The 15,115-nt window shown below is 58.9% G+C and carries 16 protein-coding genes; all 16 read right to left on the bottom strand.

Annotated features, from left to right (window positions below; genetic code table 11):
• Positions 1 to 82: 82 nt before the first annotated feature.
• Entirely contained in the window at positions 83 to 349 is a 267-nt protein-coding gene (fliQ, locus tag AS026_RS36625) for a flagellar biosynthesis protein FliQ (RefSeq protein ID WP_018856808.1), read from the bottom strand.
• 63 nt (positions 350 to 412) lie between these two features.
• The gene (flgD, locus tag AS026_RS36620; protein ID WP_018856807.1) at positions 413 to 853 is read right to left on the bottom strand and encodes a flagellar hook assembly protein FlgD; all 441 of its coding nucleotides are present in this window, start codon (positions 851 to 853) and stop codon (positions 413 to 415) included.
• Positions 844 to 1,293 (bottom strand): flagellar biosynthesis repressor FlbT, encoded by a 450-nt coding sequence (gene flbT / locus AS026_RS36615; RefSeq protein WP_018856806.1) that lies wholly within the window; start codon positions 1,291 to 1,293, stop codon positions 844 to 846. Before flbT ends, flgD begins: the two co-directional genes overlap by 10 nt.
• On the bottom strand, positions 1,290 to 1,637 hold the full coding sequence (gene flaF, locus AS026_RS36610) for a flagellar biosynthesis regulator FlaF (RefSeq protein WP_007530128.1): 348 nt from the start codon (positions 1,635 to 1,637) through the stop codon (positions 1,290 to 1,292). Before flaF ends, flbT begins: the two co-directional genes overlap by 4 nt.
• Before the next feature lie 36 nt (positions 1,638 to 1,673).
• Positions 1,674 to 2,795 (bottom strand): flagellar hook-associated family protein, encoded by a 1,122-nt coding sequence (locus AS026_RS36605; protein WP_025659523.1) that lies wholly within the window; start codon positions 2,793 to 2,795, stop codon positions 1,674 to 1,676.
• A 3-nt stretch (positions 2,796 to 2,798) separates the two neighbouring features.
• Positions 2,799 to 4,265 carry a flagellar hook-associated protein FlgK gene (gene flgK, locus AS026_RS36600; RefSeq protein ID WP_062375881.1) on the bottom strand — a complete coding sequence of 489 codons (1,467 nt, stop codon included), beginning with the start codon at positions 4,263 to 4,265 and terminating at the stop codon, positions 2,799 to 2,801.
• A gap of 18 nt (positions 4,266 to 4,283) precedes the next feature.
• Positions 4,284 to 5,585, bottom strand: coding sequence for a flagellar hook protein FlgE (locus AS026_RS36595; protein ID WP_018856803.1), 1,302 nt, complete (start codon positions 5,583 to 5,585; stop codon positions 4,284 to 4,286).
• A gap of 129 nt (positions 5,586 to 5,714) precedes the next feature.
• Positions 5,715 to 6,386: a transcriptional activator Rem gene (gene rem, locus AS026_RS36590; protein WP_018856802.1), complete on the bottom strand. Its 672-nt coding sequence runs from the start codon at positions 6,384 to 6,386 to the stop codon at positions 5,715 to 5,717.
• A 283-nt stretch (positions 6,387 to 6,669) separates the two neighbouring features.
• Entirely contained in the window at positions 6,670 to 7,233 is a 564-nt protein-coding gene (locus AS026_RS36585) for a lytic transglycosylase domain-containing protein (protein WP_025659524.1), read from the bottom strand.
• Positions 7,175 to 8,581 carry a flagellar hook-length control protein FliK gene (gene fliK / locus AS026_RS36580; protein ID WP_062375876.1) on the bottom strand — a complete coding sequence of 469 codons (1,407 nt, stop codon included), beginning with the start codon at positions 8,579 to 8,581 and terminating at the stop codon, positions 7,175 to 7,177. Before fliK ends, AS026_RS36585 begins: the two co-directional genes overlap by 59 nt.
• 1 nt (position 8,582) lies before the next feature.
• Positions 8,583 to 9,878: a chemotaxis protein MotC gene (gene motC / locus AS026_RS36575; protein WP_025659526.1), complete on the bottom strand. Its 1,296-nt coding sequence runs from the start codon at positions 9,876 to 9,878 to the stop codon at positions 8,583 to 8,585.
• Between the two features lie 3 nt (positions 9,879 to 9,881).
• Complete coding sequence (locus AS026_RS36570; RefSeq protein WP_025659527.1) at positions 9,882 to 11,120, bottom strand: MotB family protein; 1,239 nt, start codon at positions 11,118 to 11,120, stop codon at positions 9,882 to 9,884.
• Entirely contained in the window at positions 11,117 to 11,752 is a 636-nt protein-coding gene (locus AS026_RS36565; RefSeq protein ID WP_025659528.1) for a hypothetical protein, read from the bottom strand. The genes AS026_RS36570 and AS026_RS36565 overlap by 4 nt, the downstream gene beginning before the upstream one ends.
• 167 nt (positions 11,753 to 11,919) lie before the next feature.
• Entirely contained in the window at positions 11,920 to 12,885 is a 966-nt protein-coding gene (locus AS026_RS36560; RefSeq protein WP_025659529.1) for a flagellin N-terminal helical domain-containing protein, read from the bottom strand.
• Positions 12,886 to 13,150: 265 nt separating this feature from the next.
• Complete coding sequence (locus AS026_RS36555) at positions 13,151 to 14,059, bottom strand: flagellin N-terminal helical domain-containing protein (RefSeq protein WP_018856795.1); 909 nt, start codon at positions 14,057 to 14,059, stop codon at positions 13,151 to 13,153.
• Positions 14,060 to 14,300: 241 nt separating this feature from the next.
• The coding region (locus AS026_RS36550) for a flagellin N-terminal helical domain-containing protein (protein ID WP_062375873.1) at positions 14,301 to 15,115 on the bottom strand (815 nt) is incomplete at its 5' end.

Below are 15,115 nucleotides of genomic sequence, written 5' to 3'. Positions count from 1 at the left end.
TCCGTCTCTTCATGAGAGGTGCGGGCATGATGCCCACCAATTCGGAACGAGACTTAAATGGCGAAGCTTGCGCGAAAGTGGCTCAGAAACCTGACTGAATGCGCGAAAACACCAGATTGGTGAAAATCGAAATCTGCGATCCGACGAACGGAGCCGAGATGCCGATGGTGACGAGGACGGCCACGATCTTCGGAACGAAGGTGAGTGTCGCTTCTTGAACCTGGGTCAGCGCCTGGAACAGCGCGATGATCAGACCGACGATCATGGCCGCTGCGACCGCCGGGCCGGCGGAAACAAGAACGGTCCAGATCGCTGCCTGGAATAGGTCAAGTGCATCAGCTTCATTCATTGCAGGCAACCTCATATCGCCTTGCGGTCCGTCCGGTGTGGCCGAACCGCCTTGTCATTTCAACTAGCTCGAAGACGATGTGTCGGTCGTCGTCGGAGCCTTGTCGGCCAGGGTGATTCCCGCCTGAACGAGAATACTACCGCCATCCGTCGTCGTCGCAATGATGCCGTCGGAATAAACCTTCACCGACGCAACCGTGCCCTTCACGCTGCCGTCAGCGCTGGTCATGTACTTGCCGATGTAGCTGCCAGCCTGCGTCAGGCTGGAGCTCGCCAGCAGCGTGTCCAGCTTGCTGTTCGTCTGGATCGTCTGCTCGACCTGCGAGAAGCTCGCCAGCTGCGACATCTGTTCGCTCGCGTCCACCGGATCCGTCGGATCCTGGTTTTTCATCTGCGCGATGAGGAGCTGCAGGAAGTTGTCGTAGTTGAGCGTCGCCTTCTGTTGCGCGCTCGAGGTGCTCGACGACGAAGAACTATTGACGTTTGAGACGCCGTCTACCGCCATGGTGCGATCTCCTTGCGAATCTGCTCGACCATCGTCGGGTGCATTTCTTGGTTGTTGAGAATGCTATCCTCGATCGGATAGAGACCGCGGATCGCCTTCAGGGCGTCGAAGGCGCGGCCGGTCGAAACGAGACCGTCAACGCGCTTCAGTTCGGCGAGGACTTCCTCGTTCTTGAAGCAGGTCAGCAGCATCGTGATCGACTTGCGGAACATCGCGGTCGACTGATCCTTGCCTTCCGGATTGATGAGGATCATCTGCGCGATGAAATAGAGCTGGCGCAGCGGCGTCGTGGCGTCTTCCGGCTGGAGGACGTGGTTTTCGAGAAGGAATGTTACATCATTCAGGAATTCCAGCGCGACCTTGCGATCGACGCGCAGGACCGCACCGTTGATGAAGATCTTTTCCCCGGCTTTTAGCGAGATACGAAGTGTGCTTTTCATTTTAGTCCATCCCTGATGATGGTGGTAACGTCGATAATGCCTTGGTAGTTTGTCGATTGCCGGCGCCTGATCCGATCGCACTCCTTCAAGATCCAGATCGCGATGGAGATGAGGTTGGCCCGCAATTGGATTTCAAGCTGGTTGTCCGGATGCTTGAGATCCTCGATAAAACTTACCCAAACGCGCCGGGTGTAGAACAATGCATCAATGGCTTCCCGGCTGTATTTCTCTTTGTCTCGCGCAATCGACAGCAGCTCTATGGACCGGTCGAGAACTTGACGCTCCCGCTCCTTCGCATCGGCCACCGAGTCCTCCATGATCTCGGAGTAAGAGAACTGATACATTCATGCATCCTTCTTTGTCTTTCGTACCTTTGATCATCAAAGGTAATTCACGAGACTCAACTGCTGGATTTTCGATACGATGGTGTAGGCGGTCTCCAGCTGAGTCTGGAGGGTATTGACCAGCGTCGACGCTTCCGACGTATCCACGCCCTGAAGATCGACGAGCTTGTTCTGAAGAATGCTCGACTGTGCATCGAGAGCGTCATTGGCCTTCTCGACGCGCTCCTGCGAAAGGCCGAGTTGGCTCGCCTGGGTCACGATGCCGGTCGTGGCCTGCGCGGCATAGCCGATCGCCGTGGAGGTGACCTTGCTCAGTGCGTCGGCGCCCAGATTTTGGCTGGCCAGCGCCGACACTGTGATCGAAGCCAGCGCGAAGTAGCGCATGCCGTCCGAGTTGGAATTGGTCGACGACGTGACGACTTCAGAGTTGCTGATGCGGCTCGTCATGTTCTGGTTCGAAGCAGCCGACCAATCGCTCCAGGCCGGCGGCGTGACGTAGGCCGCGGGTGCAACCGGGGTCGGTGCGCCGGGCGGCGGGAATGCAACCGGTGTGGAGGTGCCGTTGAACGTGTCCTGGGAGAACATCGGCTCAACGAAGTTCGTGATGAAGGTGCCCATCTCGGCGCCGGTCAAAGAGCTTACCGGCTTGCCCAGGCCGCTCGCGTAGGCTTCGAGGTTCGTCTGAATGGCGGTCGTTGCGGCATTCTGTTGGTTGGTGAGCGGCTGCACATCGGTGTTGATACCCGAGAACAGGTACTCGCCGTTGAGCATCGAATTGCCCGTGTCCATCAGCTGCGAAAGCGCGTCGCCGGCAGATTGCATGGCCACCGCGATGCTGGTCTTGTCCTGGCTTCCCTGAAGCGCGGTCAGCTTGGAGACCAGTGCGTCGCCGGCCGTCTTCATACTGTTGAGGCCGAGCTGCGAAGCTTCGAGACGCGCCGATACGATGGAATTGCTGCCCTTGAGGGCCTTGATGCGGCTGACCTCAGCTGTGAAATTCACGCTCTTGGCTGCACCAGAGCCCAGGGAGGCGCCGATGTCGGCGTAAACGCCCGTCGTCGCCTCGAGAGACGCGGTTACCAATTGCTTCTGCGACTGGCGGATCGTCAATCGCATTGCGTTCTGAATGGCCGAACTAGAAATAAATGAACTTTTCATGGCTTAACTCGCTATGTCTAGCAATGACTTCAACATTTCATCGACAGCGTTTAGGATCTTGGTGGCCGCCTTGTAGGACTGCTCGATGTCGAGGAGCAGGGTCAGTTCTTCGTCGAGATTGACGCCGGTCTCGTTGGAGTAAGCTTCCGTCGAACGCGAGAGCGCCGCCGCCGTATTCTCGGACGCAGTCGTCGCATCGCTTCGATACTGCTCGAGCCATCCGATCGAATTGGAGGCGTAGTCCATGATGTTCACGTTGGACGAGATGCCGGCGGTCGACGAGAAGGTCTGGGCCGCGCCCATCGCCGAGTAGAGCGCATCGAGATTGTCGGAGAAACCGCTGCTGCCCGTCGGATTGAGATTCGTGAGGCCGGTGATCGTGCCGTCACGCAATTTCATCGGGTCGCCGCCCTGGTTGGTGATGACGGCGGCATTCACCGCAATCGTACCCGCGATGCCATCGATCACGCCTGTGGTCGTCGGTGTGCCGCCAGTTGCTCCGGTCGCCGTCTTCCAGACGAAAAGACCTGGCTGTGTCGTAGTGGGAGTGCCGCCGGTCTCCGAGAACATCGTCACGAGAGACTTTGCGATCTCATCGAGCTGCGACTGGAACGTCGTTGCGATGTCATCGCGCACTTGTAGCAGTGACTGCAGGCTTCCCTGCGCCGTCGTTGTCGACCCTTTGCCACTGCCGAGCAGCACGCCGTCGATGTAGACGCCGTTGCCCTTTGTCTGGGCGGTGTAAGTGTCCTGCGCGACGAAAGTAACCGTTCGCGGAATGGTGTCGAACACGACGGTTCCGTCCGTCGTATAGAGCGCCATGTCGCCGTTTTGACGGTCGACGGCGTTGACACCGACAATCGAAGAAATCTGCTTCAGCAGCTTGTCGCGTTCGTCCAGCGCATCGGCAGGGTTACCACCGGTTGCCGTTTCGCTCTTGACGGCATCGTTCGCCGTCTTGAACTGCGCGAGCAGCGTATTGAGCGTCGAAACCTGCGTTGCAATTTCCTTGTCCGCGCCCAGGCGTACCGCCTGCACGGATTTCGTCGCGTTGTTCAGCGAATTGGCGACGTCCTGCGCAGCCGTGACCGCGCTTTGCGCGGCAATGGTGCTGCTTGGCGATGTGCGGAAAGCCTGCAGCTTTTCGCGGAACGTCGCCAGGTAGTTGGCCGGCGACGTCTCGTAGTCGTTGCCGCCCATGATCGATTTCAGGTCGGTCAGACCACCAAGCAGCGTCTGCTGGCCACTGTCTTGCGCACTCGCCTTCAGCCACTGACGCATTAGCGCGTCTTCTTGCGCGCGGCTGATCTTCACAACCTGCGCTCCATTCAGCGACGTGGTGATCATCGCCTGCCGGCGCACGTAGTCGCTGTTGCTGGAGTTCGAGATATTGTTCGACACCACACTGCTTTGAGTGCCGGTGTTGCTGAATATGCTCTGCGCGGTATTCAGTGCGGAAGTGAGCGACATGGCTTATCCGAACCCTACTTATCTCTTGAGGTTGACGAGGACGTCCATGATGTCGGACCCCGTCTGGAACACCTTGGAATTGGCAGTGTAGCTGCGCTGCGACTCGATCATTTCGGTCAGTTCGCCGGCGAGGTCGACGTTCGAGCTTTCAAGTGCTCCCGCCTGGATCGTCCCGAAACCGTTGGTCTGCGGGAAGCCGGTGACCGTCACGCCGGACTGGCCGTTTGCGCTATAAACGTTGCCGCTCATCAGCGTCATGTTGTCCGGGCTGGCGACGGTCGCTAGCGGAATGCGGTAGAGCGGCTTCGACGTGCCATCCGCATACTTGGCATATACCGTGCCGTCCTTATCGATCGTGACATCCTTGACCGGGCTGGCGGCCTGGCCGTTCGGCGTGCCGCTACCTGCAAAATCAGCGGCGAGCTGCGTGAAACCGCTGAGGTCCATGGCGATCGAACCGGTGGTGACGGGATCGGCGATGGTGAGGGCGCCAGTGCTGACCATCTTGCCGTTGGCATCGAACGTCAAATTTGTCGAGCCAACGAGAGCCGGACCGGGCGTCGAAGTGTACGGAAATGATGAGGTTCCACCTGTTGCCGCATCGTCATGACGGAAGACTGCAACCTCCCACGTGCTCGCAACACCCGGAGCTGCCGGCGGGGGCGTCGTCACGGCCGTCTTGGTGAAGTAGAAATCGTACTGAACCGTGTTGCCGAGCTTGTCGTAACCAACCATCGACATCTGCTTCGTGTCAGCTGTGATCGGCGCCGTGTTGGAAGACGGAAGGTTGCCAGTTGCGACGTTGGCATTGGAGTTCAAGTTGCCGGTAAAGGTACCGGTCGTCGAAGCGATCGCCGTCAAGCCGGACTGGTTGACGTTGATCGGCACGAGTCCCGAGAAACCGTTGACGACGACGGCCGGCGCGCCAGCGTCGTAAGAATAACCCATCAGCTTGAAGCCGGCGGAATTGACCAGGTTGCCTTCGGGGTCTTTGGTGAAATCGCCGGCGCGGGTCAGAACCGGAACGCCGTCCGGGCTCTGAACGATGAAGAAGCCGTCGCCCGAGATCGCCAGGTCGTAGCCTGATGTCGTGTAGGAGATGTCGCCCTGTTCCGAAACCGACTGGCGAACGGATGTCTGGACGCCGCCCGAATTATAGTTACCCGAGGTCGATGGCAGGACCAGCGACGAGAAAGCGGTCGAAACGGACTTGTAGCCCGTCGTGTTTGCGTTCGCGATGTTATCGGCGACGGTGCTAAGGCGGTTTGCCTGGGCGTTCATGCCGGACACGGCCGTCTTCATGCTGCCAAAAATGCTCATCTGAAAACCTCGATTCCCTTAGTAGGCTTGAGAGTATTTGGTGGGCCTTGCGTGAGGCTGTCTGGCGTTGAACCAATGTCGCGAGAATGCAGCGACCAGGTTCAGGCAACGCGGCCCGTTCTGAAAAAATCAGTTCCAGTCAATGCAATAGCCAAGGAAGCGCTTCGAATCGACCGGATCGAAGCCCAGCTTCTTCCGAAGCTTCTTGCGCAGCTTGGAAATATGGCTTTCAACCACGTTTTCTTCGACTTCGTCGTCGAAAATCCCGTAGATCGCGTTGAAGATTTGCGTCTTGGTGACACGACGACCGCGGTTTGCAATCAAGTACTCAAGGATGCGACGCTCGCGACGGGGGAGCGCAAAAACCTCACCGTGAATTTCCGGATCGCGGCCGTCGGAGAACACGCGGATCGCACCGATATCCGTGTGGCTGGAAATCGCTTTCAGTCGGCGCCGAATGGCGGCGGCTCTAGCCAGGATCTCGCGGGGATGCACAGGCTTGCGCACGACGTCATCGACGCCACAATCAAAAAGTGCAAGGGTGTTTTCCAGCGACGGCTGATCGCTGACTGCGATAACCGGCGCCATGGTACGGTCACGGATCGCGCGCGGCAGCTCGAAAGTCTGCTGCCCCTGCCCGATCAGGAACGCCTCGACGGCCGCGACATCAGCGTCCGCCGCCGTCTGAACCCATTCGCCGAATTCACGTGGATCAAACCCTGTGGAAGGAATGCCTTCCCGCCCAAAAAGTGAAGTGTAACCATCTTTCACGAGCTCACGCTCATCAACCACTACGATCATTCGTCCGCCTCCGAATCACTTGTGGTACCTCGATGCTCTATGGGTACGAATCGCGCGATTCCGGGACAAGCTGTAGGAACTTACTGGCAGGAATTAATAGTTGATTAAGAATTGGGGCGCGATTTGATCTAGATGTAGTAGCGGTCGGAAATTATGCACACAAAAATTTCGTGGAAAAGTTAACAAGGTCTAAAATGTGACTTGCCTTGCCATATTGAGACAGATTCTCGCCACAATATGACACATTTCTGTTTTGTTCTGTTTTCTGCTAGTTTTGATTGAATCAATTTTGGCAGAAGGTGCTCGCATTGCGAGTCCATTTGCCGTAGCCGGTGGCGACCAGATTGGCGATGACCCGGCAGACATATTGCTTCTGGGCAGGGTCATTGTTGGGGCCGGCGTGATAGCGGGCCACTGCCATCGTCCAGGTTTCGTGTCGGTCGTGGAGATTGCGCAGGAACCTTGCCGCGTATTCCACATTGCGGCGGGGGTCGAACATCTCCTCCGCGGACCGGAAATTCTCACCATGGTAGTATTGGTTGATCTGCATGCAGCCGATGTCGATGAGCTTCGCGCCCGATCGGCGCGCCACATCGACCTGCCTCAGAGCATCCTGCTCGGAGGGCGGAAAGAAGGCTTTGCCTTCGATGTTCAGCGCGTAAGGGTAGAGGGATCCCTTGCGCCCGGTTTCGGTCAGACCCACGGAATAGAGTATGCCTTCCGGAATACCGTATTTCAGTGCGGCGGCTTGAATCTCCACCTCGCAGGCGCTGTTCGACGCTTCAGCGCTAGAGGTAGACGTCGCCAGCGCGACTACTGCCAGCGGCGCCAGAAGAAGTGCTTTCAACACCGCTTTCGCCCGAGCCATTGAAGCCTCCGCCAGTTCGCTGTCCTGAGTGATTTTGGCGCTCACGCGCCTCCCCGCCTTGGCCTTGCTGGGCAAACGCCTGGCCCTGCTGCTGGCCCTGTGCGGTCGCTTGGTTGCCCGTGTCCGAACGGTCGACTGGCGCCATGCTGATCGTCACGTTGTCGATCGCGAAGCCCTGGCTGCGCAATGCCTCGATGATCTTCCCGTGGTCTTCCTTGAGCTGCCGGTAGGCAGCTGGTGTCTCGACCTTCAGATCGACGTTGAGCGCGTCGCCTTGCAGCCGCATCGTCGCCGTGACGAGACCGAGTTCGATCGGGTTCATCTGGATCTTGAGTGTATTCACCACCTTGCCGGTGCTCGTCCACTCAGCGGCGTTCGACAGCGAAGAACTCGCCTGCATGGCGTGCGCCCATTCCTGATCACCGGATATGGCGGCCGTCACGGCGGCAGAATTGGTGTTCTGCGCAAGACCGATGTAGCGGCGCGAATCCAGAACAGAGACGCTCTCGATGTTAGCCTTGCCGCCGGACTCGGCGGCATCCGTGTCAACGCCAAGATGCATGTCCATGGACTGACCACGGCCGTCGGCACGGGTCAGCCGGAATGTCGTCCCGTCGATACCGCCTTCGGCCTCAGTGCCGGGTAGCTGGACGTCCGCGGCTGTATCGACGCCGGTCAGACCTGCGTCAACAGACATCTCATCCTTGGCCTTGACGCTGGCAACGGACTTTTCTTTCGGTTCTGTCGATACCTTGCCTTCCGGCTTCGCGGCTGCCATCGCCGCGAACGCTGCAGCCGCAGTTCCGTCCGTCGGGACTTGCTTGAGTAAGCTCAGGACATCAGACAGCGTGCTATCGTCCGGGGCGACCTTCTGGTCGTCGGCACCGTCGGCCTTCGTCTCCTTGGCGCCCTTTCGAACCGTTACAGCGTCATCATCCAGCCTATCCGAAAGATCCTGCAAATCGGCTTCATCAGCGTGCTTGCCCTTAGGCTTACCGTTCTGTTCCGTCGTCTTCGTTTCTTTGTCCGCCGAACCAGACGCTTTCTCTTTCATCTGCGCCTGCGCAGCGAGAGATGTGCTGCCGAGATCGATCAATGGCTGAGTGCTTGGGCGGCGCGGCGCAGTGGATGTGCTGCCATCGGTGCCTTCGCCTGCCTGCCGGCCGGCCGTGGACTGTTCGGCGGCGTCATGCTTTCCGCCGCTTGCCTTGTTCAGGACATCGGAGAACCCGCCTGCATCCGCATCGCCACCGCTGCCCGTCTGGCGGCCAATGCCAGAGGCAGCCCCTGCTCCGGATGCTCCCCCCAAAACACTGATGTCCATCATCTCAATTACTCTCTTTGTTCAAGAGGCCGTCGATCTCATCCAACTGCGATCGGCTTGACGTCACGAATGCGTTGAATGACGGGTCGGCGTCCTGCTGTCCCCCAACATCGGATGGCGGCCCCCCCGCCGATTCTCCCACAACGGGACCTGGAACTGGGTTTGGTACCTCCCCCTGATCCGCTTCAGCCTGTTCAGAAGTAATTTCTTGGCCATTAGATTTAGGGGTCGTCGCTTGCGTCAAGCTTGCCGGTTCAGGCGGACGAAGCACTTGTTCCGCAATAGCTTTTGCCGCGGCTCTGAGGGCCTGGTCGCGCGGCGACAACTCCTGCTCGGGGATGGATTCGATGTTCTTCGTGGCCGCATCGATCTTGTCGGTCGGGATCGCCGCCATGCCGCCGTAGAAATCCGCCAGCGCTCCAAAGGCGTTATCAGAATCGCCTGCAAGCGTCTGGGCGCGCGCCGCGGCCATCCGTGCGAGATCGCCCTTGCCGGCGATCGCCGCCGCGCGGGCGATGCGGAGGTAGACCTCGCGCTGCCTGGCCTCGTCCATGAAGGAGAGGATGTTAACAACGTCGTCCGGCTTCACCTCATGATCGTGATTGACCAGCAGGCTGACAAAAAGATCCGCGAACTGGCTGGCATATGGTGAATGCAGGAAACGACGCACGTAGCGCTGCGAGTAGTCGAGACCCTTATCCACCATCCCTGCTTCGACGCAGATAGACACGGAGCGGCGTAGCGCCGCCTCCTCGACGATCGTACCCGGCGCATAGAGGCGAGCCTGATCATACAGCTTCAGCGCTTCCACTGGACTCTTGGCGATGGTGACGTTGCCGCCCACCAGCGCCAGATAGGGACCGATTTTCTTGTCCTTGTATTCGTTTGCGGTCTCGACAAGGCTCTTTGCAACAAGCAGGCCTTTGCCGCTCAGATATTTCCGCAGGACGTCGCTGACCCGGTTGTCGAAGTGACCGTTCACGTCGCGCGCGACGAGATATTCGAGGGTCTCCGGATTACCACCGCTCATCGCGTAGATTAGCGCCGCATCGACATTACGCTCATCATCGAAAACCGATGGATCGATCGTGCGTAGACGCTGATCGATCGTCCCGAGCATGAAGCGCTGCATCTCGGCAGCCGAGTGATCCCCGAGCACGACGGAATCCTGCACGAACTGCAGCGACCGGAGCATCTTGTAAGGGACAATGTCCTCCTGATCTTCCGCGTGCACGCCGGTAGCAGGGCTCACCGCAAGCCCAAAAAGCAAAAGCAGAAGACGTTGGTGGTGACGGACCATGGATTATCCCTGATCCGCCTGCAGCAATATCTCGATGCGCCGGTTGGCAGCATTGAACGGATCGGCCGGCTCCTTCAGCATGCGATCGGCAAAGCCCGAAACCTGCGAGACGCGTTTTTCGTCGAGTCCGCCGCGAACGACCATGTAGTAGGCCGCCTGGGCACGATCCATGGACAAGCGCCAGTTCTCGTTTTCACCCTTGTATTGACGGCCGTCCGTATGACCGCGGATGGCGACTGCGCCCGGCTTGCTCTTCAGGATCTCACCGATCTTTTCCATTGCGAGCACCATTTCCTTGCGCGGAACGGCCGACCCGATATTGAACATGGAATCGTCGCTCTGATCGGAGATGCTGACCAGGAGGCCGCCTTCCGACGCCGTAACCGTGAGGCCTTCGGCGAGCTTGCCAGCCACGACGCTGATCTGCTGCGCGATTTCCTTTTGCAGGTCCTCGGCCTTCTTCTGCTCAACGGCCTTTTGCGCCTCGGCTTGCGGCTTGTCCTCCGCTGTCGCTGCGGCTTGTGCGTCGTGACTCTCGCCGGCGTCCGCCGCTTTCGTCAGATCCGCCGGGTTCCCGGATTCGGCCTTCGCAACTTCCGTGGCGTCCGCTGCTTCATCAGCAGGAACATCTTTCGAAGCCGGCTGCCTTTTGTTGGCATGGGTAACTTCGACCTGCTTCGTCCAGAAGTCGGGATCGAACGGGTCACGATAAGCCTGGCCACCGTCGGCTCCGGTTGCAGGACCGGAGTCGCTCGCGCCGCCCTCACCCTTGGCGCTGACGTTTGCCTGCTGGCCGACCTCCTGCGCAATTTCTGCCAGGACCGAATAGGGATTCTCGAAGAAGTCGGCTTCGGAGTAGTTCGTTTGGTCGCCGGATGTCGAGGTCTGGTCGTCGCCGTTTGCCGCCGCCGCGCCCTCGTTGGGTTTGTCCTCCTTTTCCTTCGACTTCTCCTGATTCTGATCGCCATCCGCCTGATCGACAGGCTTCTTCAGGCCTTTTTGCGTGGGCTTCTCGTCGGAGAGCTTGATCGGATTGAAATAGGTCGCGACGGAGGCCTTGGTTTCCTCGTTCGCGGCGTTGACCAGCCACATGACGAGAAAGAACGCCATCATGGCCGTCATGAAGTCGGCGTAGGCGATCTTCCAAGCGCCGCCATGCGCCCCATCGTGATCGCCGCCGCCATGCCGCTTGACGATGATGATCTCGTTCTTGCCGTGATGGTGGTTTTCGCTCTCACTCATTCCAGAACTTTCTTCAAGCTCGTCGCCCAGGCCGACATGCGCGTCACAAGGACGGCGTCGCCAAATTCGACAGTCAGGTCGACATCGCCGGTTTCAAGGTGGCGCAGAAGACCTGCCTTTTCGCCAAGAGTACCCTTCAACACATCGAACAGCCGGGCAGGTCCCTTGACGGTCACGGTGCCGACATCGCCTTCCAATACCGCCTCGCGAAGAATGCCGGCGAGATCGACGGCAGCCTTCTGCGACAGGACATCGGTCATTACGGGGGCCAGCGCCCTTGCGACAGTCGCGCTGACAAGCTCGGCAATCGCACTCGCCATGGCATCAAGCCGGGAGGCGACCAGCGCCGCAGTCTCAACCTCGTAGCGGTCGCGAAGCTCTTCGACCTCGCGCTGGTGAACAAAGGCGACCGTTTGCGCTTCCAGTTCATACTTCTCCGTTAACACGGCGGTCGCTTCCGCATAGCCCTCGGCGTGAGCATTGTGGCGCTCTGCTTCGAGATCGACGACAGGCTCTGAGGCAAGATCGGCAAAGCCGCCAAAGTCGTTCGCGAAATCGTCCGCATCCACGACGGGAGCGGCGACGGCCGGTTCTCCAAAATCCTTGAGATACCGAGAAAGCAGCGCGCTCACCGAATCCACCCTCTCGCTGCAGAAGACTGCGACATGCCGCGCCCCATCATGAACTGACAACTCATCAGGCACGGTTTCCGCACTGCGCCTTTGTATCGAAACTAGGCAATCAAACTTGCGCGAGGATGAAGGGTGAGGCCCAACAAGCTCACCCGTGCCTCACCTCACTATTGCAGCAGTAGCAGTACTTTGCTGGCGGCTGTGTTCAGGATCGAGATCGTCTGAATGCCCATCTGCTGTTGCGCAAGCAACGCCTTCTGAAGGGTCGCCGTTTCGTCCATGTCGGTGTCAACGAGTGCGCCGACACCTTTGTCGATCAAGTCAGACATGTCCGCGGTGTAGGCAACGCGATCGCCGATACGCGCGCTCATCGTGCCGAGGCCAGCCGCGGTCTCCGTCAGTGTCGACAACAGGGAATCGACCACTGCGATCATATCGTCCACCTGTGCGGACGTCGTATTGCCATCGAGCTTTATTTCCGTTCCAGTCGCCGGCGTCGTCGAGCCGGCGCTAAGCAGATAATAGTTGCGCGCCGTCGCAGTGCCGTCGGAATTCAGGGTGTTCGCATCTACCGTTTTCGTGAGCAGTCCGCGATTGGCGTCCGTCATATCGATCATGACGGTCTGGTCCGCCGGAAAATCGATGGTTTGCATCTGGTATTCACCACTCGCGCCGCGCACGAAACCGCCGATCACGGATCGCGAGGTCGGAAGCGTGGCATCTCGGTTAAGAAGCCAGTTCTCGCCGGCGATGCTGGTCGACTGAACCGTCGTCTGCAGTTGTCCCTTCAACTCGCTGAGGCTGGTATTAAGCTTCGTCTTGTCGACGCCGGCTTCCTTCGCCGTCAGCAGCGTCTTGCGGATCTCGCCCAACTGGTCAATCAGGCTGTCCATCGAGGTATAGGCAGTATCGACCTTCGATGCGCCGACGCCGAGCGCGTCGTGAATGTTCTGCAGCGAATTGCTGTCCGAGCGCATGACGCTTGCAAAGGACCAATAGGTTGCGTCGTCCGCAGCCGTTTCGACGCGGTAACCCGACGAAACCTGCTGCTGAACCGTTGCGGCGTCCTTGTTGATGATGCGCAGCGCCGCGAGGGCGTTCACCTGTGCCGAGCTGGTAATTTTGTATGTCATTTTCTGGCTCTGAATAGGGAAACGGGACAGGCCGGCGAGCGGCAGCGACTGAGCTGGCGTCATGCCCCCGACTGGATCCTCCAGGCCGGATTGTCGCTAAAACAAATCAACTGTTAAGCGAAGGTAACCAAGGCTCCGGACCGGCGCAAGGGCTACGGCGTCGGTGCCGCAAGCCTCGCGCAACCTTGATTATCGCTTCAAAAACAAAGATAAAGCCGCATCTCGCGACGCGGCTTTCTGTCTCACTTCGTGGCTGGCGGCGTTCTTAGCCCTTGAACAGCGTGAGGACGTTCTGTGCGCTGTTGTTGGCGATCGACAGCGACTGGATCGCCAGTTGCTGCTGCGTCTGCAGCGCGGTCAGCTTGCTCGATTCCTCTTCCATGTCAGCGTCAACGAGACGTCCGACGCCCGAGTCGATCGAGTCGCTGAGGTTCGAAACGAAGCTTTCCTGAAGATCGATACGGGTTGAGATCGAACCGAGCTGCGAACCCGCCTTCGTCAGCGCGCTGAGGCCGTTTTCCACGGTGGTCAATGCCAGGTTAATATCGCTGTCGCTGAAGCTCGTGATGTCCATGCTGAAGATCGAGCCAACGCTGCCCGAGGAGGTTCCGATGATACCAGTCGCAGTGTCGATTGCTCCGGTTGTCGTCATGCCAAACAGAACGTTGCCGCTGGTCGAGTCATCGAGGAAATATTCTGTCGTCTGAACGGACACCTGTCCATTCGCGTCGCGGACGAACGAGGAGACCACGCTTTTCGTTGTATTGCCTGCAACCCAGTTTTCACCGGAGAAGGAAGCAGATTGCGCAACACTCAGCAACTGTTGTTGCAGCTGCGCGATTTCGTCCTGAACCTTGGTCTTGTCGACGCCCTTTTCCGTTGCGGCTACGATCTTGGCCTTAATCTCGCTGACGATATCGATGGCGCTATCCATGGCGGAATATGCGGTATCGACCTTCGCCGCGCCGAGGCCAAGCGCGTCGGAGACAGCCGACAGCGCCTTGTTGTCCGAGCGCATCGTCGTCGCAATAGACCAATAGGCAGCGTTGTCCTTGGCTTCCGCGACGCGGTAGCCTGACGAAACACGGCTCTGCGTTTCTTCCAGGCTGCCATTGATGCTGCGGAGGGTCTGGAGGGCGGACATTGCCGCGACGTTCGTCAAAATGCTGGTCATGAAATTATTGGTCCTTGGCTGGCAAATATTGAAAAGGACACTCCGGTCCGCCACCGGGAACGGCAATCAGCTTCATGCCCGCTAACCGCTTCTTAAGCTTGGTTAACATACCGTTTCGTTGACGGCAGAAAACATGAGTTTGGTTAACGCCGAGTTAACAAACATAAAAAAGCCGCGCTCGGGGGAGCGCGGCTTCGATCGGCGATCTTTCGGTTTGAAGCGCCCGCGGGCGCTCCTGCTATTAGCTGCGGAACAGCGAGAGGATGTTCTGCGAAGAGGAGTTCGCGATCGACAGCGACTGGATCGCCAACTGCTGCTGGGTCTGCAGGGCGCTGAGCTTGGAGGACTCTTCTTCCATGTCGGCGTCAACCAGGCGGCCGATACCGGAGTCGATCGAGTCGCTGAGCGAGGAGACGAACTCGGTCTGGATATCAACGCGCTGCTGCAGCGAACCGAGCTGCGAACCGAGAGTGGTCATGTTCTTCAGCGTGGTTTCGACGTCCGTCAGCAGGTTGTCGATTGCGGCCTGGGTCGTGGTGTTGCCGATCGTGAAGCCGTAGACCGACTGGCCGGAGCTTGCGCCGGTCCCACCAAGAATGCCGCCGGTGGTCGTGCCGTTGAACAGGGTGTTGGTCGTGCCGAGCACATAGTCGGTGGTCTTGATCGAGACCGTGCCGCCGGTGCCGCGGACGAAGGAGGAAACGACGCTGACGGTACCGCCGGTGTTGTTGACCCAGTTTTCGCCGTTGAACGAAGCGGATTGGGCAACGCTGTAGAGCTGTGCCTGCAACTGGGTGATTTCGTCCTGAAGCTTGGTCTTGTCGACACCAGCTTCGCTGGCTGCAACGAGCTTTGCCTTGATCTCGCCGACGAGATCGATGGCGCTGTCGACAGCCGTATATGCGGTGTCGAGCTTGGCGGCGCCCATGCCGAGGGCGTCGGAAACAGCCGAAAGGGCCTTGTTGTCCGACTTCATCGTCGTGGCGATCGACCAGTAGGCAGCGTTGTCGGCAGCCTTGCCGACGCGCAGGCCAGACGAAACGGCGTTCTGCGTGT

Origin of the sequence: Rhizobium altiplani (assembly GCF_001542405.1) — a bacterium.
Classification (GTDB): Bacteria; Pseudomonadota; Alphaproteobacteria; order Rhizobiales; family Rhizobiaceae; genus Rhizobium; species Rhizobium altiplani.
The sequence above is the reverse complement of the archived record's forward strand: the minus strand, read 5'-3'. Positions and strand labels throughout refer to the sequence as shown.